This window comes from Planococcus sp. YIM B11945 (assembly GCF_050864155.1).
Lineage (GTDB): Bacteria > Bacillota > Bacilli > Bacillales_A > Planococcaceae > Planococcus.
The window spans coordinates 463,010-485,648 of record NZ_JBOZWR010000004.1 but is presented as its reverse complement, the minus strand read 5'-3'; the positions used below and the strand labels follow the sequence as shown (position 1 = coordinate 485,648).

Annotated in this window: 21 protein-coding genes; 15 read left to right on the top strand and 6 right to left on the bottom strand. The window is 44.8% G+C overall.

What is annotated here, in order from left to right; translation table 11 throughout:
* Positions 1-194: 194 nt before the first annotated feature.
* Both uvrA and ACRRQV_RS10310 read left to right on the top strand, forming a co-directional pair.
* Complete coding sequence (gene uvrA, locus ACRRQV_RS10315; RefSeq protein ID WP_432530423.1) at positions 195-2,633, top strand: excinuclease ABC subunit UvrA; 2,439 nt, start codon at positions 195-197, stop codon at positions 2,631-2,633.
* 886 nt (positions 2,634-3,519) lie between these two features.
* Positions 3,520-5,943, top strand: a complete 2,424-nt coding sequence (locus ACRRQV_RS10310; RefSeq protein WP_432530421.1) for an EAL domain-containing protein — start codon at positions 3,520-3,522, stop codon at positions 5,941-5,943.
* Positions 5,944-5,996: 53 nt separating this feature from the next.
* Here the strand turns inward: ACRRQV_RS10310 and ACRRQV_RS10305 are convergent, their stop codons facing one another.
* On the bottom strand, positions 5,997-6,287 hold the full coding sequence (locus ACRRQV_RS10305) for a hypothetical protein (RefSeq protein WP_432530419.1): 291 nt from the start codon (positions 6,285-6,287) through the stop codon (positions 5,997-5,999).
* 144 nt (positions 6,288-6,431) lie between these two features.
* On the opposite strand from ACRRQV_RS10305, the gene ACRRQV_RS10300 reads away from it, so the two are divergent.
* The 5 genes from ACRRQV_RS10300 to ACRRQV_RS10280 all read left to right on the top strand — a co-directional run bounded on the left by ACRRQV_RS10300 (position 6,432) and on the right by ACRRQV_RS10280 (position 10,316).
* Positions 6,432-7,139: a Type 1 glutamine amidotransferase-like domain-containing protein gene (locus ACRRQV_RS10300; RefSeq protein ID WP_432530415.1), complete on the top strand. Its 708-nt coding sequence runs from the start codon at positions 6,432-6,434 to the stop codon at positions 7,137-7,139.
* Positions 7,140-7,157: 18 nt separating this feature from the next.
* Complete coding sequence (locus ACRRQV_RS10295) at positions 7,158-7,715, top strand: nucleotidyltransferase family protein (RefSeq protein ID WP_432530413.1); 558 nt, start codon at positions 7,158-7,160, stop codon at positions 7,713-7,715.
* 98 nt (positions 7,716-7,813) lie between these two features.
* Positions 7,814-8,440: a class I SAM-dependent methyltransferase gene (locus ACRRQV_RS10290; protein ID WP_432530411.1), complete on the top strand. Its 627-nt coding sequence runs from the start codon at positions 7,814-7,816 to the stop codon at positions 8,438-8,440.
* 20 nt (positions 8,441-8,460) lie between these two features.
* Complete coding sequence (locus tag ACRRQV_RS10285) at positions 8,461-9,225, top strand: metallophosphoesterase family protein (protein ID WP_432530409.1); 765 nt, start codon at positions 8,461-8,463, stop codon at positions 9,223-9,225.
* A gap of 83 nt (positions 9,226-9,308) precedes the next feature.
* Positions 9,309-10,316 carry an SDR family oxidoreductase gene (locus tag ACRRQV_RS10280; RefSeq protein ID WP_432530407.1) on the top strand — a complete coding sequence of 336 codons (1,008 nt, stop codon included), beginning with the start codon at positions 9,309-9,311 and terminating at the stop codon, positions 10,314-10,316.
* 57 nt (positions 10,317-10,373) lie between these two features.
* On the opposite strand, the gene yfkAB is transcribed toward ACRRQV_RS10280, so the two are convergent.
* The gene (gene yfkAB, locus ACRRQV_RS10275) at positions 10,374-11,507 is read right to left on the bottom strand and encodes a radical SAM/CxCxxxxC motif protein YfkAB (RefSeq protein WP_432530795.1); all 1,134 of its coding nucleotides are present in this window, start codon (positions 11,505-11,507) and stop codon (positions 10,374-10,376) included.
* Between the two features lie 145 nt (positions 11,508-11,652).
* Positions 11,653-12,120 carry a universal stress protein gene (locus ACRRQV_RS10270; RefSeq protein WP_432530405.1) on the bottom strand — a complete coding sequence of 156 codons (468 nt, stop codon included), beginning with the start codon at positions 12,118-12,120 and terminating at the stop codon, positions 11,653-11,655.
* Positions 12,121-12,303: 183 nt separating this feature from the next.
* Here ACRRQV_RS10270 and ACRRQV_RS10265 point away from each other — a divergent pair, with 183 nt between their 5' ends.
* From ACRRQV_RS10265 to ACRRQV_RS10235, 7 genes are all read left to right on the top strand, one after another.
* A complete protein-coding gene (locus ACRRQV_RS10265) occupies positions 12,304-13,005 on the top strand; it encodes a Crp/Fnr family transcriptional regulator (protein ID WP_432530403.1) in 702 nt (233 codons plus the stop codon).
* Between the two features lie 181 nt (positions 13,006-13,186).
* Positions 13,187-13,309 carry a cytochrome C oxidase subunit II gene (locus tag ACRRQV_RS10260; protein WP_432530401.1) on the top strand — a complete coding sequence of 41 codons (123 nt, stop codon included), beginning with the start codon at positions 13,187-13,189 and terminating at the stop codon, positions 13,307-13,309.
* 40 nt (positions 13,310-13,349) lie between these two features.
* Positions 13,350-13,817 (top strand): cytochrome c oxidase subunit II, encoded by a 468-nt coding sequence (locus tag ACRRQV_RS10255; RefSeq protein WP_432530399.1) that lies wholly within the window; start codon positions 13,350-13,352, stop codon positions 13,815-13,817.
* 2 nt (positions 13,818-13,819) lie between these two features.
* Complete coding sequence (locus ACRRQV_RS10250) at positions 13,820-15,472, top strand: b(o/a)3-type cytochrome-c oxidase subunit 1 (protein ID WP_432530397.1); 1,653 nt, start codon at positions 13,820-13,822, stop codon at positions 15,470-15,472.
* A 239-nt stretch (positions 15,473-15,711) separates the two neighbouring features.
* A complete protein-coding gene (locus tag ACRRQV_RS10245; protein WP_432530394.1) occupies positions 15,712-16,239 on the top strand; it encodes a DinB family protein in 528 nt (175 codons plus the stop codon).
* On the top strand, positions 16,236-16,787 hold the full coding sequence (locus tag ACRRQV_RS10240) for a GNAT family N-acetyltransferase (RefSeq protein WP_432530392.1): 552 nt from the start codon (positions 16,236-16,238) through the stop codon (positions 16,785-16,787). The genes ACRRQV_RS10245 and ACRRQV_RS10240 overlap by 4 nt, the downstream gene beginning before the upstream one ends.
* A 4-nt stretch (positions 16,788-16,791) precedes the next feature.
* Positions 16,792-17,274 carry a GNAT family N-acetyltransferase gene (locus ACRRQV_RS10235; RefSeq protein WP_432530390.1) on the top strand — a complete coding sequence of 161 codons (483 nt, stop codon included), beginning with the start codon at positions 16,792-16,794 and terminating at the stop codon, positions 17,272-17,274.
* A 12-nt stretch (positions 17,275-17,286) separates the two neighbouring features.
* On the opposite strand, the gene ACRRQV_RS10230 is transcribed toward ACRRQV_RS10235, so the two are convergent.
* Complete coding sequence (locus ACRRQV_RS10230; RefSeq protein ID WP_432530388.1) at positions 17,287-17,667, bottom strand: VOC family protein; 381 nt, start codon at positions 17,665-17,667, stop codon at positions 17,287-17,289.
* Between the two features lie 252 nt (positions 17,668-17,919).
* Between ACRRQV_RS10230 and ACRRQV_RS10225 the strand changes: the two genes are divergently transcribed.
* Positions 17,920-20,217, top strand: a complete 2,298-nt coding sequence (locus tag ACRRQV_RS10225; RefSeq protein ID WP_432530386.1) for a bifunctional diguanylate cyclase/phosphodiesterase — start codon at positions 17,920-17,922, stop codon at positions 20,215-20,217.
* 50 nt (positions 20,218-20,267) lie between these two features.
* Here the strand turns inward: ACRRQV_RS10225 and ACRRQV_RS10220 are convergent, their stop codons facing one another.
* On the bottom strand, positions 20,268-20,654 hold the full coding sequence (locus ACRRQV_RS10220) for a GNAT family N-acetyltransferase (protein WP_432530384.1): 387 nt from the start codon (positions 20,652-20,654) through the stop codon (positions 20,268-20,270).
* A gap of 291 nt (positions 20,655-20,945) precedes the next feature.
* Positions 20,946-22,346 carry a murein hydrolase activator EnvC family protein gene (locus tag ACRRQV_RS10215; protein ID WP_432530382.1) on the bottom strand — a complete coding sequence of 467 codons (1,401 nt, stop codon included), beginning with the start codon at positions 22,344-22,346 and terminating at the stop codon, positions 20,946-20,948.
* Between the last annotated feature and the right edge of the window lie 293 nt (positions 22,347-22,639).

Sequence of the window (22,639 nt, the reverse complement as noted above, 5' to 3'; positions counted from 1 at the left end):
GGTTGCCTCCTCCTTTGAAGTTGTTAGGGGTTTTTACTATAACAAAGTTAATGGCCGAAAACAAACCTTCAAGAAAAAGATTCAAGCTCCTTGAGAAGGTTTCCGTTTGATCAATGAAGAAAGAAACAGCTCAGGAGTCGCTAGTTTCGCACTTGCATGAATGTTGTATGATGGAAAGTAAGGAGGTGTTAACGTTGGATCAATTGATTCGCATCACCAAGGCTGCAGAAAACAATTTGAAAAACGTTTCCGTCGACATTCCCAAATATCGTTTTGTCGTCATAACGGGTCCGTCCGGTTCAGGGAAGTCTACGCTCGCTCTGGATATTCTACAGCGCGAAAGCCAAAGGCAGTATATGGAGGCCAACGGAATTATCACCAGTTTAGTAAACAAGCCGAAAGTGGATTCTGTAACCGGTCTGTCGCCGTCAATTGGCGTCGGCCAGCAAGTCACCAACCGGAATCCCCGTTCAACTGTGGGAACAGTCACCGATATGTACACGTACGTGCGGGCGATTTACGAAAAAATGGGTGAGCGGCCATGTCCGAATTGCCTCCAAACCGTAAAGGCTTCGAGTGGGGACGATCCGGCTTCCACGATGCCATGCCCGCATTGCGGTGTTCAATTGGCGAATTTAACAAGAGCGCATTTTTCGTTCAACACCGTAGAAGGCGCATGTCCAACGTGTTCAGGATTGGGGAAGACGGTCGACATCCGGTCAGACCTGATATTCAACCAGGAATTAAGTTTAAGGGACGGAGCTGTCGCGATATGGTTTACAAACGTCCACGAATACTATGGAAGAATTATTGAAGAAGGAGCAAAGCATTACGGCTTTAAATTCGACATAAAGCTGCCGCTGAGAGACTACAACGAAGTGCAGCGGGACTTTTTGTATTACGGAGCGGAAAGCGAGCGATTTAAGCGGCATTTTCCAACCCATCAACCGCCCAAAACCGTTTCAAAAGGAAAATTTGAAGGCGTCCTTACTGGCATGTGGAGACGGTATCAGGAAAAAGGCGGAAGTTCGAGTGAAGGGAAATTCTTTTTCAGCCATACATGCCCCGAATGCAAAGGGGAAAAGCTGAAACGGGAAAGCCGACTTGTTGCAGTAGGGGGCCATTCAATTTCAGAAGTTTCCCGCTGGCCTCTTGAAGAAATGGTGGATTGGCTAAAAAGGCTGAAACAGAAAGAGGAAGAAACCGTCACTCTGATGATTCTCCAAGATTTAACGACCAAAATCACCCGTATCATTAATGTAGGACTTTCTTATTTGTCCATGGACCGCGAAGCGATTTCGCTTTCAGGAGGGGAATCACAGCGGCTGCGGCTGGCAACAATTCTAGGGTCGGGCCTGACTGGTGTTTTGTACATTTTGGATGAACCGACAGCGGGGCTGCATCCGAAAGACACAGCAGGACTCGTGAAAATCATCAAACAGCTGCGGGATATCGGCAACACCGTGTTGGTCATTGAACACGATGTATCAGTTATGGAGCAAGCAGACCATATTATTGATTTGGGTCCGGGAGCCGGAAGTTTAGGAGGTGAAATTGTCGGAGAAGGAACCTTGGAACAGCTGCAGGAGCAGCCGGCTTCTATAACCGGTGCTTACCTGAAAGAACCGCTTTCAATGCCGGCTAAAAGAAGAGCTGGAAACGGCCAATTTATTACCGTTCACAACGCCACAAAAAACAATTTGAAAAACATTACTGTGGCGTTTCCGCTTGGCAGTTTCATCACCGTTACCGGAGTTTCGGGTTCCGGAAAATCTTCCCTATTGTTTGACATTTTGGCAGCAAGCGATGAAGAGCTTCCCGGCAGTGGAGAATTTGGACACATTGCTGGGCTTGAGGCGATTGACAAAATGGTTACGGTGACCCAATCGGCATTAAGCCGCATGCAGCGTTCCAATGTCGCCACGTATACGGATGTGTTCACGCTGCTTCGGACGCTGTTTGCCAAGCTGCCTGCTTCAGCAGAAAACAACTTGACCGCCAAGCATTTTTCGTTTAATACAGAAGGCGGAAGGTGTGAAAACTGCCAAGGGCTTGGGTTTGTGCTGACCAAAATGTATTTTTTACCGGACTTTGAAGTGGAATGTCCGGTATGCCATGGCAAGCGGTTCAAAGAGGAAGTCTTGGCAGTGACGTATAAAGGGCAGTCCATTTCAGCTATTTTGGATATGAGCATTGAAGAAACCAGACAATTGTTTCACGACCACAAAAAAATAACAGGCATTATCGAGTTGCTTTGTGAGGTCGGGCTTGGGTATTTGAAATGGGGACAAACCTTGACGACGTTATCCGGCGGCGAAGGCCAACGATTAAAGCTGGCGCGTGAACTGAGCAAAACAGTAAAAGGCCATACGCTTTATATTTTGGATGAACCGTCGACCGGTTTGCATCCAAATGACGTGAAAAAACTGCTGCTTCTGATCAATAAACTGGTGGACGCAGACAATACGGTAATTGTTGTAGAACACAACACCGATATCATACGCGCTTCCGACTGGGTCATCGATTTAGGTCCGGAAGGCGGAGCGGCGGGAGGCTACTTGATAGTGGAAGGGACGCCTGAAGAAATTATGGCCTATCCCCAATCGTATACAGGCACATTCTTGAAAAATTGATGAAAGGCAGCTGGAGTGAAGAGTTTTCACTTCAGCTGCCTTTTTATTACTATCTATAATAAGTTGAACTAAAGAATGTGCTTTTTTAAAACCCGCTTCGAATGCTTTGAGCAGTGCAAAGAATATTGCTCTTGCAGCGCTCTGCACTTCGTCGCCAAGGAGGTGCCCCAAGTTTTTGGTCCCTCCTTGGCTCTCACAATAAGCCGAGAAGATCACTCGTTTTATTGCTTCGTCGGCTTACGCCTGCCGCCAGTGGACGCGCCGAAGCTAAAAGATTTCTTACTAGCAGAAGAGATGACCAGCAGAATTGTTCTATTACTGCTAGCAGGCTAGAAGATATGGAGCAAAACAGCGGAGAAACCCATACTGTTTCTGCATCGCATCGCTAGCTTCGAAACATGAAAGAGCGTTGCTCCTGCATCGCTTCGCTGCTTCGTCGCAAAGCATGGGCCAAATGCTGTTTGGCCCATGAGCCCGCGGCAATAACCCCTTGTGCTCCTGCGCAAGCTCGTCGCAAAGATATTGGCCAAACTACCTTTGGCCAATATCTTCGCAGCTGTTTTGCGGAATATCGACAAGTTGGACTTATTAGTTCAACTTATATAGCAATTTAACTCGAAAATTTCACTTCAATTTAATTTAATTATGCCGATAAACTACTGAAGAGATAAATCTTTACTAGTCTGATTGGTTTTAATTGCCTATTCCGATTTACAATTTTTTAAAAAAACTATGAATATATATGCCGGATATAGGAAAAAATACTGATTAATGAGTGATTCCATGGTATTGTATATGAGTAATTAGTCTAATTCGGGCTATTAGTGAAATTTATAAAAATATATAAAATTGGGTGTCAACCCATCCTCAAAGGTGTAGTGGACTAATGGAAAATGTCACAACAGAATATAATTTGCCTCTTATTCTTCTTTCGATCATCGTCGCGGTTTTTTCTTCATTCGTGGCTTTGGACATCAGCAGCAGGCTTGCTGCTGCAAAAGGAGCAAACCGGACCAGATGGATCGTATCGGGTGCGGTTGTTATGGGAGTGGGCATTTGGGCCATGCATTTTATCGCGATGCTTGCTTTTCATTTCTCCATAAAAGTTACGTATAACTTGCCGGTTGTTCTACTATCCATTTTGCCAGCGTTGATTTCATGCGGGATTGCTTTTTATTTGATCAGCCGCCAAGCAGTTAGTAAGCTGCGGCTTGTGTTAGGTGCTGTATTTATAGGAACCGGCATCATATCGATGCATTATTTAGGCATGGAAGCAATGGAGATGGAAACGGCCATTAGTTATTCGCCTATTCTATGGCTGCTTTCAGCGATGATTGCGTTTGTCACGTCATTGGTCGCTTTGTATTTGCTCATTCAGCTTCGTGAATTTTCAGGATTCCAGTGGAGAAAGTTGGGCAGCGCTATCCTTATGGGTATAGCGGTTTCCGGCATGCATTACACCGGTATGGCAGCGGCTATTTTTGAGCCGGTTCATAGCCATGGGCATACAGCAGCTTCTTCTACTGACAATGTATTGATGGGATATGCCATCGGGCTTGGGGTGCTCGTATTATTAGTCGTAATCTACAGCAGCATACGGGCCGACAGAAGGCTGCAATCGCAATCCGATGAATCGGAAAGAAAATTTCAATCGGTCATCGAGTCTGCGACAGATGCCATTATTGTGGCCGATAAAGAAGGCGCTATTTTGCAGTGGAACCAAGGAGCCCAAAATATTTTTGGCTATTCGTCTGACGAAGTGTTGGGCATGGATGTCGATTTAATTGTGCCGGACCGCTATAAAGAGGCACACCGAAAAGGCATCAACCATTATTATTCCGAAAAGCCATCGAATGTCCTCGGAAAAACCGTTGAATTGTCGGGCCGGCGTAAAGACGGCAGCGAATTTCCTCTGGAGATGTCATTGGGCTCATGGGAAACGGAAAAAGGGGCTTTTTTCAGCAGCATCATCCGGGACATCACAGAGCGGAAAAACAGCGAGGAAAAAATAAGCAGTTTGGTGTATTTGGACCCGTTGACCGGATTGCCGAACCGGCGATTGTTCACGGACCGGCTGGCTTCTGCGTTGGATCAAGCAAAAGCGGCCGGCCAAATTTTTGCGATTTTGAATATCGACTTGGACCACTTTAAAATGATCAATGATACGTTCGGCCATCATATTGGAGACCAGTTATTGAAAGAAGTGGCCAGCCGTTTGGAAGGCTGTGCCGCCAAATCGGATACCGTTTCGCGTTTTGGCGGAGATGAATTCGTCTTGTTGCTTCCCAACACAGATTATGGAAAAGCTGCTGATTGTGCCAAAAGCATTCTTCAAGTATTAAACGAACCTTTTTCCTTTATGAAAGAAGGAATGTTTATTACTCCGTCAATCGGTATCAGCATGTACCCTTCGGATGGGGAAGATCAGGAAATGTTAATGAAAAATGCCGATATTGCGATGTACCGGGTAAAAGAAGAAGGGAAAAACAATTTCCAATTTTTTACCCAGGAAATGAACCAAATGGTTTCCAGGAAATCGAGTATCGCCATCAGCTTGCGCAAAGCGTTGGAACAGGACGAGTTTACGATCCATTACCAGCCGCAAATTGATTTAAAAACAGGAGAAGCCATTGGCGTTGAAGCGCTTCTCCGCTGGACGCATCCAAAATGGGGCAGTGTGTCCCCTGCTGAATTTATTCCGGTTGCAGAAGAAACAGGCATTATTGTCCAAATTGGCGAGTTAGTGCTGCGCCAGGCATGCCAGCAAAACAAAGATTGGCAAGAAGCAGGGCTTCCCCCTTTCCGCGTAGCCATTAATATATCTGCGCGCCAATTTTCACAAAGCAATTTGTGCCAAATTGTCAGGGAAGCTTTGGACGAATCCGGGCTCGAACCAAAATATTTGGAGCTTGAATTGACCGAAAGCATCATCCAAGGTTCTAAAACCGCCATCTCCACGATGCAGGAATTGAAAGAAATGGGTATTCATTTGTCCATAGACGATTTCGGCACTGGATATTCGTCGCTCAGCTACTTGAAGCTGTTCCCGATTGATACGTTGAAAATCGACCAATATTTCACGCGCAACATCAATGCCGACGTCAAAGATGCAGCACTGGTCGACACGATTATCAAAATGGCTCATAACCTAGGCTTAAACGTCATCGCAGAAGGGGTCGAAACCAACGACCAGCTGGAATTTCTAAAACTCAGAGAATGCAACCAAGCGCAAGGCTATTATTTCAACCGTCCGGTGCCGCCTGAGGAAATCGAACGGCTGTATCAAAAGCTGGAGAGCATAGAAGAATAAGTTTATATGAAAAAGCCGCTAATCCACATGGGGATTAGCGGCTTTTTTAGGCTCTAAATGGAAAACCACGCCCATACCAGCAAGCCGGCACAAATAACCAGCCAGAAAACATCAAGCGGCGAACCTTTTTTCTGTATTTTCTTGTTGTACCAGAGCAGTTTTACCAAGAGGTGGGCGAGCGTTAAAAGCAATACAGGAGTAATGACACACCAAACAAAAAGAGGGGAGGAAATCATTCGGGAGATGGCGAAAATACCGATAATGAATAAAATGCTGAGCGACATTTTTACCCCCCTATAGCTGTCCTTTTCAAAAATAAAATCGAGTACGCGGCTACGTTCCATAAAAAAACACCTGCCTTTTCTTTATGGTAACATACAATTATAAGGAAATTTTGTAAAATTTAGATTGTTGAAAGAAGAAAAAAGAGGAGCTTGTTTTTAAGTGTGAGAAGTAGTTATGGAAAATAAGCGAGGAGAAGGTGGAGTATGAAACAGATTATAGCACTTGGAGGCGGTGGATTTTCGATGGAGCCGGAAAATCCGTTATTGGACCTTTATATTTTAAAGCAGTCTTTAAAAGAGCTGCCGAAAATTTGCTTTATCCCAACAGCGAGCGGCGATTCGCAAAGTTATACCGAACAATTTTATGAGTTCTTCAACCAGCAAAACTGCGAACCGACCCATTTGTCATTATTCAAGCCGCCAGTGAAGGATTTGGAACGTTTTGTTTTGGAGCAAGACATTCTTTATGTAGGCGGCGGCAATACGAAAAACTTGTTGGCTTTATGGCGGGAATGGGGACTGGATGGCATCATCCGAAAAGCTTGGGAGCAAGGTGTGGTCTTAGCCGGCATCAGTGCGGGATCGATTTGCTGGTTTGAAGAAGGCGTAACCGATTCGTTTAGCGAAGATCTTGAGCCGATTAAAGCCCTGGGTTTTTTAGCAGGCAGCAATTGCCCCCACTATGACGGAGAAGAAAACAGAAGGCCTACGTATCGTCGTCTTGTGGAAGAACAGAAGCTGCAAGCGGGCATTGCCGCAGATGATGGTGTTGCGCTTCACTATGTGGATCAGGAATTAACGGAAATCGTCAGTTCGCGATCGAATGCTAAGGCGTACCGTGTTTCTTTTGATGGAGAAATAAAGGAAGCAGAGCTTCCGACCAAATTTTTAGGCATTGTCGAGAACTTTTAAAAGCTAAGGAGCAAAACCATGAAAACAGAAGAAGATGTGTTGGCATTGGTTGAAAAAGATGCATGGATGCTCGCGGTCTTGGCTGCTGCCCGGTCGTTGGACTTGCCGGATTGGTGGATTTGCGCCGGGTTTGTCCGTTCAAAAATATGGGATGCACTCCATGGCTTTAACGAACGAACTCCGCTTTCCGATATCGATGTCATTTATTTCGATCCGGAAAATCTTTCAGAGCATGCGGAAAAACGCGTGGAAGAGAGGCTGCATCGAATAATGCCCGGCCTTCCCTGGTCGGTGAAAAACCAAGCACGGATGCATATTGCAAACGAATTGGAGCCTTATACTTCGGCGGTTGACGCCATTTCGAAATTTCCCGAGACCGCCACGGCGCTTGGGATGAAAGTGGATGGGGAAGGAACCTTGATGCTAACGGCGCCTCATGGATTGGACGATGCCTTGAATATGGCCATAAAGCCGACTCCTTATTTTTATAAAAACGAAAAGATCATGCAAACTTATAAAGACCGGGAAAAACGGAAAAACTGGCAAGCAACTTGGAAGAAAGTCGTTTATCAGTAAGAAAGAGACAAAGTAGCTTGCATATTTCCCGGGAAATGCATAAGGCTGCTTTCAAAAGAAGAGAAGAGAAGAGAAGAAAAGAAAACAGGAGGAACAGTATGTTAAACAAGCAAGGCTTTGATTTATGGGCAAACAACTATGACGAAACGGTACAGATTAGTGAAGAAAATAATTTGTACCCGTTTGCTGGGTATAAAGCAATTTTGAATTTAATTTTCAATGAAACGATGCAAAAAGAGAAATCGTATATTTTCGACATCGGATTTGGAACCGGTATTTTAACGAGCAACCTTTATGATCATGGCCATCATATAGATGGAGTAGATTTTTCTGCCGAAATGATTGCGTTGGCCCAAGTGAAAATGCCAGCTGCTAATTTGATGGAGTGGGACATTACCAATGGATTGCCTGAAGCCATAAAAGAAAAAAGCTATGATTCCATCATCAGCACATACGCATTGCATCATTTAGAAGATGAACAAAAAGTGGTCTTCATCAAAGAACTGCTGTCTTTGTTAAAAAAGGATGGAACTATTTACATCGGGGACATCGCGTTTAGAACTCGGCAGCAATTAGAGACATGCCGGCAAAAAAGCATCGGCTATTGGGATGAGGACGAATTCTATTTTGTTTACGAAGAACTGGCTGCGATGCTCGAAAAGATTTGCAAGTGCGAGTTTTCTCCAGTTTCACATTGCGGAGGCGTTATCAAGATTTCCAACTAACTGCAGAAAGAATGGTGTATATGAAATTTGCAGTAATTACAGATGTTCATGGCAACGCGCCGGCGCTGAAAGCAGTATTGGCGGAAATTGACGGACTGGCGGACATTGAACATATTTTTTGCTTGGGTGACATGATTGGAATTGGCCCGGATACGAACCAGGTGTTGGAAATGCTGTTTGCGCGAGATGACGTCTCAATGATGACAGGAAACCACGACGAAGCCGTTTTGGCATTGGCAAAAGGGCAAGAGCATCCACTGAGCCATCGGCATGTGAAAGAGCATCATCAATGGATTGCGGAAAGAATAGATGCAGCCTTCGTGGAGAAACTGGCCGGATTGCCACGCGTTATACAGAAAACAATCAATAACAAGCAGGTTTTATTTACGCATTACCAAATTGAAGACAAAAAAATGCACGTATCCATTGCCAATGATCCGTTTGCGGTTATTGTCGAGCCAAATCTGCCGAATTTGGAGCAACTGTTTAATGGGAGAACGGAAGACTTAATCTGTTTCGGGCACCACCACCCGCTTCAGTTCTTCAAAAATGAGGAAACCGTTTTTCTGAATCCCGGTGCATTGGGCTGCACTCATAAACCGCTGGCACCCTACGCTATCGTTAGTGTTGAAGAAGAAATTAAAGTTGAATTAAAAGAAGCCGCATACGACAATAAGGAGTTTTTACAGTCGTATGAAAAACTAAAAGTGCCGGAACGGGAATTCATATTAACCGTTTTTCATGGCGATCAACTGAAGCACCAATCCCGCGCAAACAATTCTTGAATGCAGCGGGTTTAAACGGTTAAGCCCCTAAACCATCGGGTAAAGACTGAATAAACGCGTTCAAGGAGGGAATCATTGGAATTATGGGCCTAAAATTGAAAAACCTCAAAGACCAAGTTGTTATAGTTACAGGAGCCTCTAGTGGAATCGGATTGGCCACGGCCAGAATGGCAGCCAAAAAAGGCGCCAAAGTTGTGGCGGCAGCTCGAAATGAAGAAGCGCTGCGGGAATTGGTGAACGAACTGAGAAGCCAAGGGCATGAAGCGACGTTTGTCGTGGCGGATGTTGGAAAAGAAGAAGACGTCAACAAAATCGCCAATGCGGCAATCCAGGAGTTTGGCCGTTTTGACACGTGGGTCAACAACGCAGCCGTCTCCATTTTCGGCCATATGTTGGAAGTAAGCATTGAAGACATGCGCCGTATGTTTGATACCACGTTCTGGGGCGTTGTTTACGGCATGCGCGCAGCGGCGAAGCATTACATCGATCGCGGCGAACCTGGAGCCATCGTCAATGTCGGAAGCCTCTACGGAGACCGGGGCGTCGTATTGCAGTCGACGTATTCGTCTGCGAAATTTGCGGTTCACGGCATGACAGAAAATGTCCGGATGGAAATGGAAAAAGACAACGCGCCGGTTTCCATTTCATTGATTCATCCTGGGCGCATCGATACGCCATACAACGAACATGCCCACAGCTATGCGGAACGGCAGCCGGCGCATATCGGCATGATTTACAAGCCGGAAGCCGTAGCGGATGCTATTTTGTTTTGCGCCGAACATTCGAAGCGGGATATGTACGTCGGCTCGCAAGCGAAGATGACGGCATTGCTTGGCCGCGGAGCGCCTCGCTTTACCGATAAATTGATGGAAGTCTTGATTTATCCGACGCAATTGGACAACCGGCCTTCTCGTCCAAAAGAAGACAGCGCGTTATACAAAGCGGGCTACGGCATGCATGAACGCGGAACCAATAAAGGCCTCGTCCGCGGGAAAAGCTATTACGTCCAGGCGACGAAACGCCCAATGCTAACAGCGGTCGCGTTGGCAAGCGTCGGCGCGTTGATTTGGAATGCGGTTAAAAATAAATAACTTTCTATAAAGAAAAGCCTTTCCCGCAAAACAATGGGAAAGGCTTTTTGCAATATTTTATTTGAACGAGGCATGCGCTTTTCGTGTTGTAAAATCTTGTTCCGGGTAATAAGCGTCTTTGACCAACAAATTCGGTCCGAGGCAGGAAGCCGCAGGGCAGTGGCAGCTGATGGTTTTTGCGAGCGGGCGGTTGAGCCAGCTGTCCAGCATCGCCGGAAGCGAATCGGTTTTGATATTGCCCATAGGCGGCGTATCGCCGAAATCCGTGACGATTACATCGCCTGTAAAAATATTAACGTTCAAACGCGACCGCCCATCTGGATCGTTGCGGACCGTCACGTTTTTGCTTGCACGGATGCGCTGCAGCAATTTCACATCTTCTTCATTGGAGCTGCACGGATAAAACGGCAAGGTGCCAAACAACATCCATGTATTTTCATCGCGGTGGTCGAGCAAGTCGTGTATGGCTTTCCGCGTCTCGTCGAGCGACAGCACTTCCAGCAGCGAAGCGAAATCGCTCGGGTACATCGGATGCACCTCGTGCCTAGCACATTTCATTTCTTCGATGATTTGTTTATGGATTTTGGCAAGGTGCGGCAATGTCCGTTTGTTGAGCATCGTTTCCGCTGACACCATCACACCGGCTTCAGCAAGCGCCCGGCTGTTATCGATCATCCGCTGGAATTGTTCGGCCCGCCGTTCTCTTGAAGGCTGCCGTTCCATATTGGCGAAGCCGCCGTCGACAAAGTCGTCGATCGTTCCCCAGTTATGCGAGATGTGCAGTACGTCCAAATAAGGCGCAATGAGCATATACCGCTCAAGCGGCATCGTCAAATTGGAATTCATTTGCGTTCGTACGCCGCGTTCGTGCGCGTATTTCAACAAAGGCAACACGTAGCGTTCAACCGATTTTTTGGAAAACATCGGCTCGCCGCCTGTCAGGCTGATGGTCCGCAGATGCGGAATTTCATCCAAACGGGCTAGCAGCAAGTCGATCGGCAGCGCTTCTGGATCTTTCGGCGCCAGCATATAGCCGACCGCACAATGTTCACATCGCATATTGCATAAATAAGTCGTGGTGAATTCAATGCTCGATAAGGTTAGTTTTCCATGTTCTTGTATATCCATATAAGCTTCCCATGGATCGTAATCCGGGGTAATTTGTTTGGAAAGGTGTGCAGCAATTGTCATCATTAAGGACTCCCATAATTTTTATCACTGTTAATTATGAACTTGCCTGGCCGGTTCTACAAGATGGTTGGGAAATGTCGTATTTTTCTGTTAGGGAATAAAAGACAAAACGCCTTTCCCTTGTGAAAAGGAAAGGCGCTATGGTTTATACGATGGTGTCTTTAGCGGCATCCGGTGAGGTTCGGACAATCAGCACATCGCATTTGGCGGAGCGGACAATGCGTTCGGAAACGCTGCCCATCAAAATGCGTTCGGCTGAGTTCAATCCTGTCGCTCCGCAAACGATCAAGTCGGCATTCAACCGTTTTGTCAACTCTACAGGAATTTTCGTCTTAGGTGAACCCGTTTCAACAATGACGTTCACATGGTCCAAACCAGCATCAGCTGCATATTCTTTATAGATTTTCATTAAATCCTCAGCTGCTTTTTTAGCCTCTGTAGCAAAGGCTTGTCCATAGGCTTCAATGGATCCAAAAGATCGGTTGTCAATGATGCTTACCAAATTCAATGTAGCGTTATTGCGTGCCGCAATCGCAACCGATTTTTTGAAAGCATCAGCGGCTTGGTCAGAGCCATCTACTGCTACGATAATGTTTGAATACTTCAATGTCATGGCGTATTCCTCCTTATCCTATACATGGTTAATTCGATAAAGAAGAGGTCCACTCCTTCTATTTACTGAATATTAAAAAAATCTATGAACTCTGCAGAAAAAAATTATCATCTAAAAGGAAAAGAATGTGGTACTCTGTAGGATAAGGAAACGAGAATTTATTTTAGGGAAGGATGACTCATTTTGAATGAAGAAACGGCAAGCTTAAATTTGTCTTCTGAATTGAAAGAGCTGCTTTCCGTTCGCCATATTGTCAAAGACTTTCCGAAAGGCGCTTATTTGTTTCAGGAAGGCGATGCGATCGACGGGATTTACATGGTCCGCAAAGGAAAAGTTCAAATCGGAAAAGTGACGCCGGATGGCCGCGAACTGACCTTGAAAATCTGCGGAGCCAATCAACTCGTCGGAGAAGCTACCGTTTTTTCAGCTCCGGTAAAGTATATGCTCGACGCCAAGGCAATTGAAGCGGTGTCCTGTGCCAAGATTGCCTTAACCGATTTAGAAGAAGAACTGTTGCATAACGCTAAACTTGCGGCTGCTTTCATGAAGTGGATGGGCATCGACCAGCAAAAAACGCAGACGAAATTCCGCGATCTGCTGCTTCACGGAAAAAAAGGCGCATTGTATTCCACATTGATCCGCTTGAGCAATAGCTACGGCGTGCCAAAACAAGACAGCATTTTAATCGATATGCATTTGACCAATCAAGAGCTGGCTAATTTTTGCGGCATGACGCGGGAAGTCGTCAACCGCATGTTGAGCGAGTTGAAAAAACGGGACATCATTTCCTTTGCCGAAGGAAAAATGACCATCCACGATCTTTCCTATTTGAAAACTGAAATCAATTGCGAAAACTGCCCAATTTCGTTATGCAAGATTGATTGAAAGCCTTATACAGCAAGCCTGCACCGGATAATCCGGTGCAGGCTTTTTCTATTTGGACGCTTTTTGTCTGAAATTTGACAGTCGGAAAGAAAAATATGCCAGGTGTGATTTATGTCACAATGTCGAAAGCCCTGATGGACTACGCTAAAGACAAGAACCACAAACAGAAGAGGTGAACAAAATGGAAAGAAAAGACGAAACGCCGGACGTGAATTTGAAAGGCACGCTCGTCAGTGTCATGGCAGTTGGCATAATTATCATTGTCATGTGGGTCACCGTGTACTTGTTATACACCGGAAGATAAACGGAGTTTGGACAAGATGGAAAAGAAGGAGTAGGTAATCATGCATTTTCACAAATACGAAAAAATTTGGCTTGTTTTTGGCATCGTTTCGCTCGTAATCTTTTTGAGCGTGGTGGGGATAAGCGCCTTTGCACACGACCACACGCCAGCAGGCGGAATGGAGACAATCGATCCGAAAAAAGTGAACGAAACGGCACCGTTCGATAAGCCGGGAGTTGCGCAATTGGATGACGATACGTACCAAGTGACGATTGTCGCCATGGCGTTTGGCTATAACGCACCCGACATGAAAGTGCCCGCCGGCAAAGAAATCATTTTCAAAGTGACCAGCACCGATGTGGTCCACAGTTTTACAATCGATAACACGAAAGTCAATATGATGGTCGTTCCAGGCCAGATTACAACCAAATCCTATACGTTTGATAAACCCGGCAAGTACTTGATTCTTTGCAATGAATACTGCGGATCCGGGCATCACATGATGTTTAACGAAATTGAGGTGTACTGATCATGATTGCTGCACAAGATCGAAAATTAGCGTTATGGAATATCGGCGTCGCCTACACGGCCTTTCTCATCGGCACGTTATGCGGGCTGCTGCAAGTTTTTATCCGCAATGATGCCATCAAGCTGCCAGCATGGCTCGATTATTATCAAATTTTAACGGCGCACGGCGTTTTATTAGCACTTATTTTTACGACTTTCTTTATTTTTGGCTTTTTTACAACTGGCATGAGCAAGAGTCTTGGAAACTTTGGACCGAAAGTCTTGCTGTTTTCATGGATCGGCTTCGCCGTCACATTGATCGGTACCGTTTTAGCTACAGTGATGATCGTTTCAGGCGAAGCATCGGTCATGTATACGTTTTATGCGCCGCTTAAAGCGAGCGGCTGGTATTATGTCGGATTGGCGCTGTTTGTCGTTGGGACGTGGATCAGCAGCTTTGCATTGGCTGCCCATTATCTCGTCTGGCGGAAGAAAAACAAAGGCCAGCTAAGCCCGCTGTTCGCCTTTATGACGGTGACGACCATCATTTTGTGGATCATCGCTTGTTTAGGGGTGGTCGCTACGGTATTGATTCAATTTATTCCGTGGGCTTTCGGCTGGGCGGACACCATCAATGTGGAATTGAGCCGTTCGCTGTTCTGGTATTTCGGCCACCCACTCGTTTATTTCTGGCTGCTGCCTGCCTATATGGCTTGGTATGTCATTGTGCCGAAACTGCTTGGCACGACTGTGTTCAGTGATTCACTGGCGCGTTTATCATTTGTCTTGTTTATTCTCTTTTCCATTCCCGTCGGTTTCCATCATCAATTGACAGAACCCGGCATCTCGAATTTCTGGAAATTCCTGCAGGTCGTCTTAACCTTTATGGTCATCATTCCCTCGCTCATGACCGCATTTTCCATGTTTGCGACATTTGAAATTTCAGGGCGCAAAAAAGGTGGAAAAGGCTTGTTCGGCTGGTTCACCAAACTTCCGTGGAAAGACGTCCGGTTCACGTCCATTTTCATCGCCATGGCGTTCTTTATTCCAGGAGGCGCGGGTGGAATTATCAACGCCAGTTTCCAGTTGAACGAAGTGGTCCACAATACGCTCTGGATCGTCGGCCATTTCCACATCACCGTCGGGACGCCAGTCGCAATGACATTCATGGGTCTGACGTTTTGGCTCGTTCCGTATTTGACCGGCCGCAAATTCACGAAGGCGATGCAGCGATTAGGATTTGTCCAAATCATCACGTGGTCGATCGGCATGCTGTTGATGTCGACCGCGCAGCACGTCTTGGGCCTTCTCGGTGCACCACGGCGTACCGCTTACTCCAGCTACAACAATCATCCGTCTACATTGGAATGGTTTGACGGCATCTTGACCAATCATGTAACGATGGCGATCGGCGGGAGCATTTTGTTCCTGTCAGCAATGCTGCTCATTTACATCGTGGTCATGACGATGTTCTTGTCGCCAAAAGCTGTCCGTGAAAAAGACATCGTTGAATTTCCGATGGCGGAAAGCGGTAAAGCCCACACGCCGAAGTTTCTTGAAAACTGGTGGATTTGGATCGGCATTGCGTTCGCACTAATCTTCATTGCCTATGCAATTCCGCTGAGCGACATGATTCACCATGCGCCTCCGGGGGCAGAAGGATTTAAAACATGGTAGGAGTTGAGCAGAATGTTAATTACCTTATTGTCCATGATGGTTATCTTTATCGTCTTTACCGCGATGTTGGTTGAAATCAGCAGTTTGGAAGAAGAATAAATAAAATGCGAAAAGGCGGATTCTTTCAGAATCCGCCTTTTTTGCATAGTTCAATTATACCACTTACAGCAAAGAATTTTCAGTCTTTTATTTTCCCGGAAAGTTGGTAAGGTTAGAGAAAGCAACAAAAGGAGGAAACGATGATTGATTACCGTGTGGCGCCACTAGAAGGATTCACTGAAAAAATAGGGGAATTGGTTTTTATGCTCGAACATGTACGCAGCGTGACCGTGCAGGAAGTCAGCAAATTGAGCCGAAACGCGCTGGACACAGCGGGGGAAGCAGGAGGAAACTCTATCGGTGCGCTGCTTTCCCACATGGCGGCTATCGAAAAAGCCCATCAGCTGATCTCATTTAAAAAGCGGAATTTTACTCCACTGGAATACGCAGAATGGCGGACTGTGCTTGAATTGGGTGAAGAGGCAAAAACCGTTATTCAAGGAAACGATCTTGATTTTTACGTTGAGCAGCTGAGAGAAGTGAGAACGGCTACGTTAAATCAATTTCGCAAGTTCGATGACAGCTGGCTTTACGAGGAAAGCGCCTGGCCGAACGGAACGCCTTATAACCACTATTATTTGTGGTTCCATGTGCTGGAAGATGAAATCAACCACCGGGGGCAAATCCGGACAATCATGCGGCAGATAAAGAACGGAGGGTTTCAATGAAAATAACCATGCAAACTCAAACTGTTTATTATCGAGAAATGATTGGGGAAGATTGGCGGCACGTTCATGAATATGCCTCGCAGGAAATCGTTTCCAAGTACCAGCCGTGGGGGCCGAATACGCAGAAGGAGTCTCAAGCTTTTGTGGAAGAAGTGATTAAGGAAGCTAAGCGCAAGCCAAGAATCCGTTTTGTCTTTGCCATTGTCTTAAAGGCAACCGGAAAAACGATCGGAGCGGGAGAATTCAATATCCGCGATGCGACAAACAAAACCGGGGAAATTGGCTATATCGTCAATCCAGAATATTGGGGAAAAGGGATCGCCACGGAAGCGGCCCGCTTTTTGCTCGACTTCGGTTTTGCTGAACGGGGGATGCACCGCATTTTCGCCACATGTGATCCCAAGAACGCGCCTTCTCATAAAGTGCTGGAGAAAATCGGTATGCAAAAAGAAGGCCTGATGCGAGAAGATATATTAATGAAGGATGGCTGGCGCGATTCGTTGCTGTTCAGCATATTAAAGCCGGAATGGATGGAAGGATCGAGGTGAAAACATGGACGTAAAGTTGGAAAAAGCAGACGCATCGGACTCACCGGTGCTGCACGAAATGCAAAAAGCGGCGTTTTGGCCGTTGCTTGAAAAATACAAAGACGTTGAAACGAGCCCGGCAGCCGAGACGCTGGAACGAGTGACATCAAGGATAACGCATCGTGAGGGTGTTTTTTGTAAAATATGGGCAGATGGCAAGCTGGCTGGGGCAATCAATATAAAATGGAAAGAGGACGAGCGGTTTTGGATCGGCCCTTTGTTTGTCCTTCCTGAATATCAAGGAAAAGGAATTGCCCAAGAAGCGATGCGTCAAGCAGAAGTACAGCATCCTCAAGCAAAGTCATGGGAACTCGCGACTTTGCTTGAGGAGCGGGGAAACTGCTATTTGTATGAAAAAATGGGCTTTTCCAAAACAGGGAAATACGAAAAACTCAATCATTTGGCCACTTTGGTTTATTATCGAAAAAGTTGCGGCCATAAGTTGTAAGGGTACTTTTTCTTAGCGGCTCTCCATGACAGCAAAATAATTATCCTCAGCATCTGCAAAATTGAACACTTTGCCAGTGGGCATTGTTACCATTTCACCGACTGTTACATGGTTGTTCGAAAGGTCTTGATAAAGTTCTTCAAGATTTTCAGCAAAGAACATTAAAGACGGCGTGCCCAAATTGAGCTCGGGCGACATTTCGGCGATTAACGCTTTGTCGTGCAGGATGATGCAGGTTTCTGCGTTTAAGGAAGGAGCAATTTCAATCCAGCGCATACCCGACCCATTTGTTTCTTCGGAAACAACAGTAAATCCTAATTTTTCGGTCCAAAATGTTGCTGCTGCGTCTTGGTCATTTACGTATAACATGATCTGTCCCACTTTTTGAATCATCACACTGCTCCTTTTTCGTTTTGCCATCCTCTTATTATAGTTTTTTATTTCAGAAAAATTCAACAACTTTTTAACTAAAGAATTTGACTTAACATGCCGATTAACTAGTAAGGACGGCCGATTATTTTATCAAGGGCAAAGGAAAAAAGAATGGCTGCACTAGCTAAATAGAAATAGGCTAACGTTGTTTTCTCTGCTAAAATTACTGAAGTGATGAATTATTTAAGATACGAGAAGTATGGGAGATGCCAGATGAAGCTGAAAATGAAAACAGCAGGAATGATTGGAATAACAATGGGAGCCTTCATTATTGTGCTTTTCTTGTTTATTCGACCGCTCATAATAGATGATGCGAAATTGATGGATGAAGAATCGCTCAAAACCGATCGTGCCCGCATTGAAAGCTACATAGATTCCGAATCGGTAGACCTGCAGCAAATCAATCGAGATTGGGCTATTTGGGATGATACGTATCAATTTATGCAAGACCAAAATGAAGGTTACATTAAATCTAATTTAATGTTAGATACCTTTGTAAACAACGCAACTAATTTTATGGTGTTTATTGATAACTCCGATAAAATCATTTTTGCAGAAGGCTACGATTTGAAGGAGGAGACTCCGCTTGATATTGGGGCAGACCTTCCACCAATTCCTGTGATGATTTCCCGTGCGTCCGAAGGGGACGGCATTGCTATTTTAGACAATGAAAAATACGGCCATCTCCTTATTACAAATGAAGAAGTTTTGACAAGTGAAGGTGAAGGGCCGGCCGCTGGCTATTTAATCATGGGGAAAATCTTGGACGATGCTTTTTTTGATGCAATGAAAGAAGACTTGGCACTAGATATGAAAGTAGTTCCTCATGCTGAAGAAAGTGGAGCAAAGATAAAAGAAATAAATGAAGATAAAATAGTCAGCACCATCCAAATTAGAAACGACTTGGACATAAAAGTACAACGAGACAGAAAATATTATAAAGAAAAGTTAAGCAGCATCAACAATTTGTTTTTGGTATTATCGCTCGCGACGCTGCTGCTGGTTTTTTTAGTTTATTATTTGCTCGACTTATTCGTGCTGTCGCGCATTTCCTATTTGTCGCTTCAAATGAAAGACATCAACTTTGAAAAACAGCTGTCGTTGGAAATTCAAAAGTCTAAAACAGCGAAAGATGAAATTACCGATTTGGAAAATTCGATACAAGAGATGCTTAACAGCCTTGAAAAAGCCCATGCAAAAGTATCCAATTTGGCTTTTTATGATCAACTAACGAGTTTGCCGAACCGCTTTCATTTGTATAAGGAATTTGAACGGCGCATTGAAACCGGAAACTCTGCGTTTACCGTCTTGTTTTTTGACTTGGACGGATTTAAACAAGTAAATGATTTGCATGGCCATAGCAGCGGAGACGAATTGCTGAAGCAAATCGGCGAGCGCCTGACAGGCATTGCGGCTAAATCAGGAAGCCGATTGTTTCGGATAGGCGGAGATGAATTTATTTTATTAAGTATTCACACGGAACGTATAGAGCTTGAAAAACAAATTCGGGAAATGATGCAGGCACTCCGGCAGGATTTCATATTAAGCAAAGTGACCACTGCTTTATCGACAAGCGTCGGCATCTCTTTCTACCCTTCAGATGCCGGAACCTTGGACGATCTTTTGCAATATGCGGACAGCGCCATGTACGAAGCCAAAAAGAATGGCAAAAACAGCTTTGTGTTTTACGAGGACTTGAACAACAAGAAACAATACAAGCATATCGTGAAGCTTAAGAACGACTTGGCTAATGCTGCCGATAATGGCCAATTATATCTGGAATACCAGCCAATCATGGAAAATGCAGGAGGACGAATGCGCGGGGTAGAAGCGTTGGTTCGCTGGAACCATCCGCAGTATGGCGTCATAGGCCCGCTGCAATTTATTCCATTGGCTGAAGAAATTGGTGCTATCAGAAGCATTGGGGAATGGGTCATACGCAACGCAGTGAAGCATATCAAGCACTGGAACAGTGAGCACGGCGAAACGCTGACAGTAGCTGTAAACGTTTCTAAAGCACAGTTGAAAAACAAAGCCGAACTCCTTGCTGTAATTGATAGCGTATTAGCTGAATATGACTTTTCTGCACAATTGCTGCAAATTGAAATAACCGAAAGCGACACCGTTGCAGAAGACGACGAAATAGCCGACTTCACGAAAGAATTAAAGATGCGCAATATTTTAGTCGCCTTGGATGATTTTGGCGTCGGGACGTCGTCATTGTTCTATTTAATCAAGCTGAATGTAGACATCGTGAAAATCGATCGAAGCTTCTTGCAGCAAGTGCCTGCCAGCGAAAAAGATACCATTCTTCTAAAAGGCATTTACCGCGCATTGGCGGAGCTGAATATTCAGGTCGTGACAGAAGGCGTCGAAACGGTCGAGCAATGCCTGTTCTCAGAAAGTGAAAGCGAATCCTATCTGCAAGGCTATTATTTCAGCAAGCCTGTGCCGCTTGCCCAATTACGGGGCCTTCAACACGAGTTGGAAAGCAGAACAGTTGTAAAATAAATCAATACGCAAGCAAAAGAGCGAACTCATAGGCTGAGTTCGCTCTTTTTTTAAGAAATATGTTTTGTTGCGGGGGCCGGGACTTCGGTTTTGATGTTCAGGCACTTATTGAGAAAGGCTTGCGTTTCGTGAGTGCCGCGCATTTCACGCGGCTCCATAATTTGCTGGATCTTCGCAATCATTTTGTGGCCAACACCTTCTCCTCTAAAAGAAGGGCATAATGCAAGGTGATGGACCATAAAAGAATCTTCTCCAACTTCAACACCGACCAAGCCGATAAAATCCTCTTCATCTTTCCAAAGGAATAACTGCCAATCGGGATTTTCCTGATACAAAAGCATTGTTTGTTTCAGCTTTTTCAAATCACGTTCTTCTGGCATGAAAGCCAACATTCCCATTGCAATTTTTTCAGCTGATTTTTTATATCTAAGCAGCATAATGCACTCCTCTTTCCCTCGGTAGTGGATAAAGCATCTATATCGTAGAGAGACGAAAAGCCGAAAAGAGACCTAAGCGACAGGATTCTTTCCGGCTTTGTTCACAGCGCTTCGATCTGCAACACCTAACCAAAAAAATTTAGTTGTGAAGTTGGAAAGTCAATTCTTGTTCATTTAAGATTATTTTAATAAGTTTTTATCAAAATGTACAGAAAATAGTCCTACAGATATTACGGCTATCTACAGAAAAAACCAGCGGGCATCTTAAAGCGCCCGCTGGTTCGATTTTTTTTAATTAGAAATATAATTCATTGGGTTAACAGCGTTTGAACGCGCGCCGTTCCATGGCCCAATATGGATTTCAAAGTGAAGGTGAGGACCCGTAGAGCGTCCTGTGCTTCCTGAAGCTGCAATATGCTGGCCTTGAGATACCGATTGACCGACTGATACATCAATTCGGCTCAAGTGTGCATAAACTGTGGTATACATTTGACCATTCATCGAATGCGTAATCATGACGACGTTGCCGTATGTTCCTCTAGGACCTGCGTAAGATACTTGTCCAGAAGCAGAAGCTGAAACGGATGTGCCCGTGCCGACAGCTACGTCTACACCGCGGTGGTTTTCATTTCCTGCTCCGATATTGCGTCCACCAAAGTTTGATGTCAATCTGCCCGGAGCTGGATTGATGAATCCTGAACTTGCTTTAGGAGCTGGAGCTGGTGTTGGTGCTTTATAAGTGCTTTCAGCTTTTTTAGTACTTGATGATTTCACGCTGCTTTTTACTTTCGCTGCTGCTTGTGCTGCCGCTTTTTCAGCCGCTGCTCTTTCAGAGGCTGCTTTTTCGGCTGCCGCTTTTTCAGCTGCTAGTTTGCGTTGGCGTTCTTCTTCCGCTTTGCGTGCAATTTCAAAAAGGCGAGCTTGTTCTTTTACAATTTCTTTTTCAAGTTCGGCGCTTAGGTTCATTGTTTCATCAAGTTCGCCTTCTAAGTTTGATTTTTCTTTTGACAAACGGTTTTGTTCAGCTTTTAATTGTTTTACCAAGCCGGCTTGTTCTTTCTTCTGGCCATCAAGTGAAGATTTCAATGTGACCAATTCAGCACGGCGTTCTTCTTGTTTAGCAAGCTTTTCTTCCACTTGAGCTTTTTGTTCAGCCAGCAATTTTTTGTCGGCTGCTTGTTCGCGCATGATTTCACGGTCAGCATCGATCAACGTATTCACTGCAGAAAAACGGTCGATAAAATCGATAAAGCTGTTCGCTCCAAGAAGTACGTCCACGTAATCAACAGAACCGCCGCTTAATTGAATAGCGCGTGCACGTTCTTTCAACAATTCTTCGCGTTCTGCAATTTTGTGTTCCAATTCTTCAATCGATTTTTTCAACTCATCGATTTCTGTTTTTGTTTGGTCAATTTCAGCTTGGACACTGGAAATTTTCGCTTCCGTTTCGCCGATCTTTTTGTTCAACTCATCAATTTTAGCAGCAAGCTTCTCTAATTTAGAAGCGTTGTTGCTGATTTTTTGGGATTTATCGTTAATTCCAGAGTTTAACTGGTTTTGTTGTTGCTGTGCTTCTTGCTTTTTTTGTTCAAGCTCGCTTAATTTGCTTGCATTTGCTCCTGATGGCAATAAAATCGTCAACGCCAATACAGAAGAAATCCCTGATAACATCCATTTAGACTTTAAATTCAATTTCGTGTTCCCCTTTCAAATTTGCCGGCTGGCACTGTTTCTTTTATTTCACACTATTGTGAAGTAGGTGGGTTCGTAAAAAAATAGATCGATTAAAAACGCTGGAAACAAGATTCCTATATTTACCAAATGAACTTCTGAGTAGAAATCATTTCCTTATGAAAACTCACAAATAGTATTATAACATCTAAAAACCTTACTTTTATTACAGTTACGTATCATTTTATTACAAAGGCCGATTCGTAAATAGGCTAAGAGATCCATTTCTTTCTATTTTATAATACTTTGAACCT

What these genes read in the sequence shown, in the direction of transcription:
- ACRRQV_RS10245 (WP_432530394.1), top strand. Translation starts at nt 15,712, where the DNA reads ATGATTGATTACCGTGTGGCGCCACTAGAAGGATTCACTGAAAAAATA.
- ACRRQV_RS10225 (WP_432530386.1), top strand. Translation starts at nt 17,920, where the DNA reads ATGAAGCTGAAAATGAAAACAGCAGGAATGATTGGAATAACAATGGGA.
- ACRRQV_RS10280 (WP_432530407.1), top strand. Translation starts at nt 9,309, where the DNA reads ATGGGCCTAAAATTGAAAAACCTCAAAGACCAAGTTGTTATAGTTACA.
- ACRRQV_RS10300 (WP_432530415.1), top strand. Translation starts at nt 6,432, where the DNA reads ATGAAACAGATTATAGCACTTGGAGGCGGTGGATTTTCGATGGAGCCG.
- ACRRQV_RS10290 (WP_432530411.1), top strand. Translation starts at nt 7,814, where the DNA reads ATGTTAAACAAGCAAGGCTTTGATTTATGGGCAAACAACTATGACGAA.
- ACRRQV_RS10250 (WP_432530397.1), top strand. Translation starts at nt 13,820, where the DNA reads ATGATTGCTGCACAAGATCGAAAATTAGCGTTATGGAATATCGGCGTC.
- ACRRQV_RS10220 (WP_432530384.1), bottom strand. Translation starts at nt 20,654, where the DNA reads ATGCTGCTTAGATATAAAAAATCAGCTGAAAAAATTGCAATGGGAATG.
- ACRRQV_RS10235 (WP_432530390.1), top strand. Translation starts at nt 16,792, where the DNA reads ATGGACGTAAAGTTGGAAAAAGCAGACGCATCGGACTCACCGGTGCTG.
- yfkAB (WP_432530795.1), bottom strand. Translation starts at nt 11,507, where the DNA reads ATGACAATTGCTGCACACCTTTCCAAACAAATTACCCCGGATTACGAT.
- ACRRQV_RS10255 (WP_432530399.1), top strand. Translation starts at nt 13,350, where the DNA reads ATGCATTTTCACAAATACGAAAAAATTTGGCTTGTTTTTGGCATCGTT.
- ACRRQV_RS10230 (WP_432530388.1), bottom strand. Translation starts at nt 17,667, where the DNA reads ATGATTCAAAAAGTGGGACAGATCATGTTATACGTAAATGACCAAGAC.
- ACRRQV_RS10305 (WP_432530419.1), bottom strand. Translation starts at nt 6,287, where the DNA reads ATGGAACGTAGCCGCGTACTCGATTTTATTTTTGAAAAGGACAGCTAT.
- ACRRQV_RS10260 (WP_432530401.1), top strand. Translation starts at nt 13,187, where the DNA reads ATGGAAAGAAAAGACGAAACGCCGGACGTGAATTTGAAAGGCACGCTC.
- ACRRQV_RS10295 (WP_432530413.1), top strand. Translation starts at nt 7,158, where the DNA reads ATGAAAACAGAAGAAGATGTGTTGGCATTGGTTGAAAAAGATGCATGG.
- ACRRQV_RS10240 (WP_432530392.1), top strand. Translation starts at nt 16,236, where the DNA reads ATGAAAATAACCATGCAAACTCAAACTGTTTATTATCGAGAAATGATT.
- ACRRQV_RS10310 (WP_432530421.1), top strand. Translation starts at nt 3,520, where the DNA reads ATGGAAAATGTCACAACAGAATATAATTTGCCTCTTATTCTTCTTTCG.
- ACRRQV_RS10270 (WP_432530405.1), bottom strand. Translation starts at nt 12,120, where the DNA reads ATGACATTGAAGTATTCAAACATTATCGTAGCAGTAGATGGCTCTGAC.
- ACRRQV_RS10285 (WP_432530409.1), top strand. Translation starts at nt 8,461, where the DNA reads ATGAAATTTGCAGTAATTACAGATGTTCATGGCAACGCGCCGGCGCTG.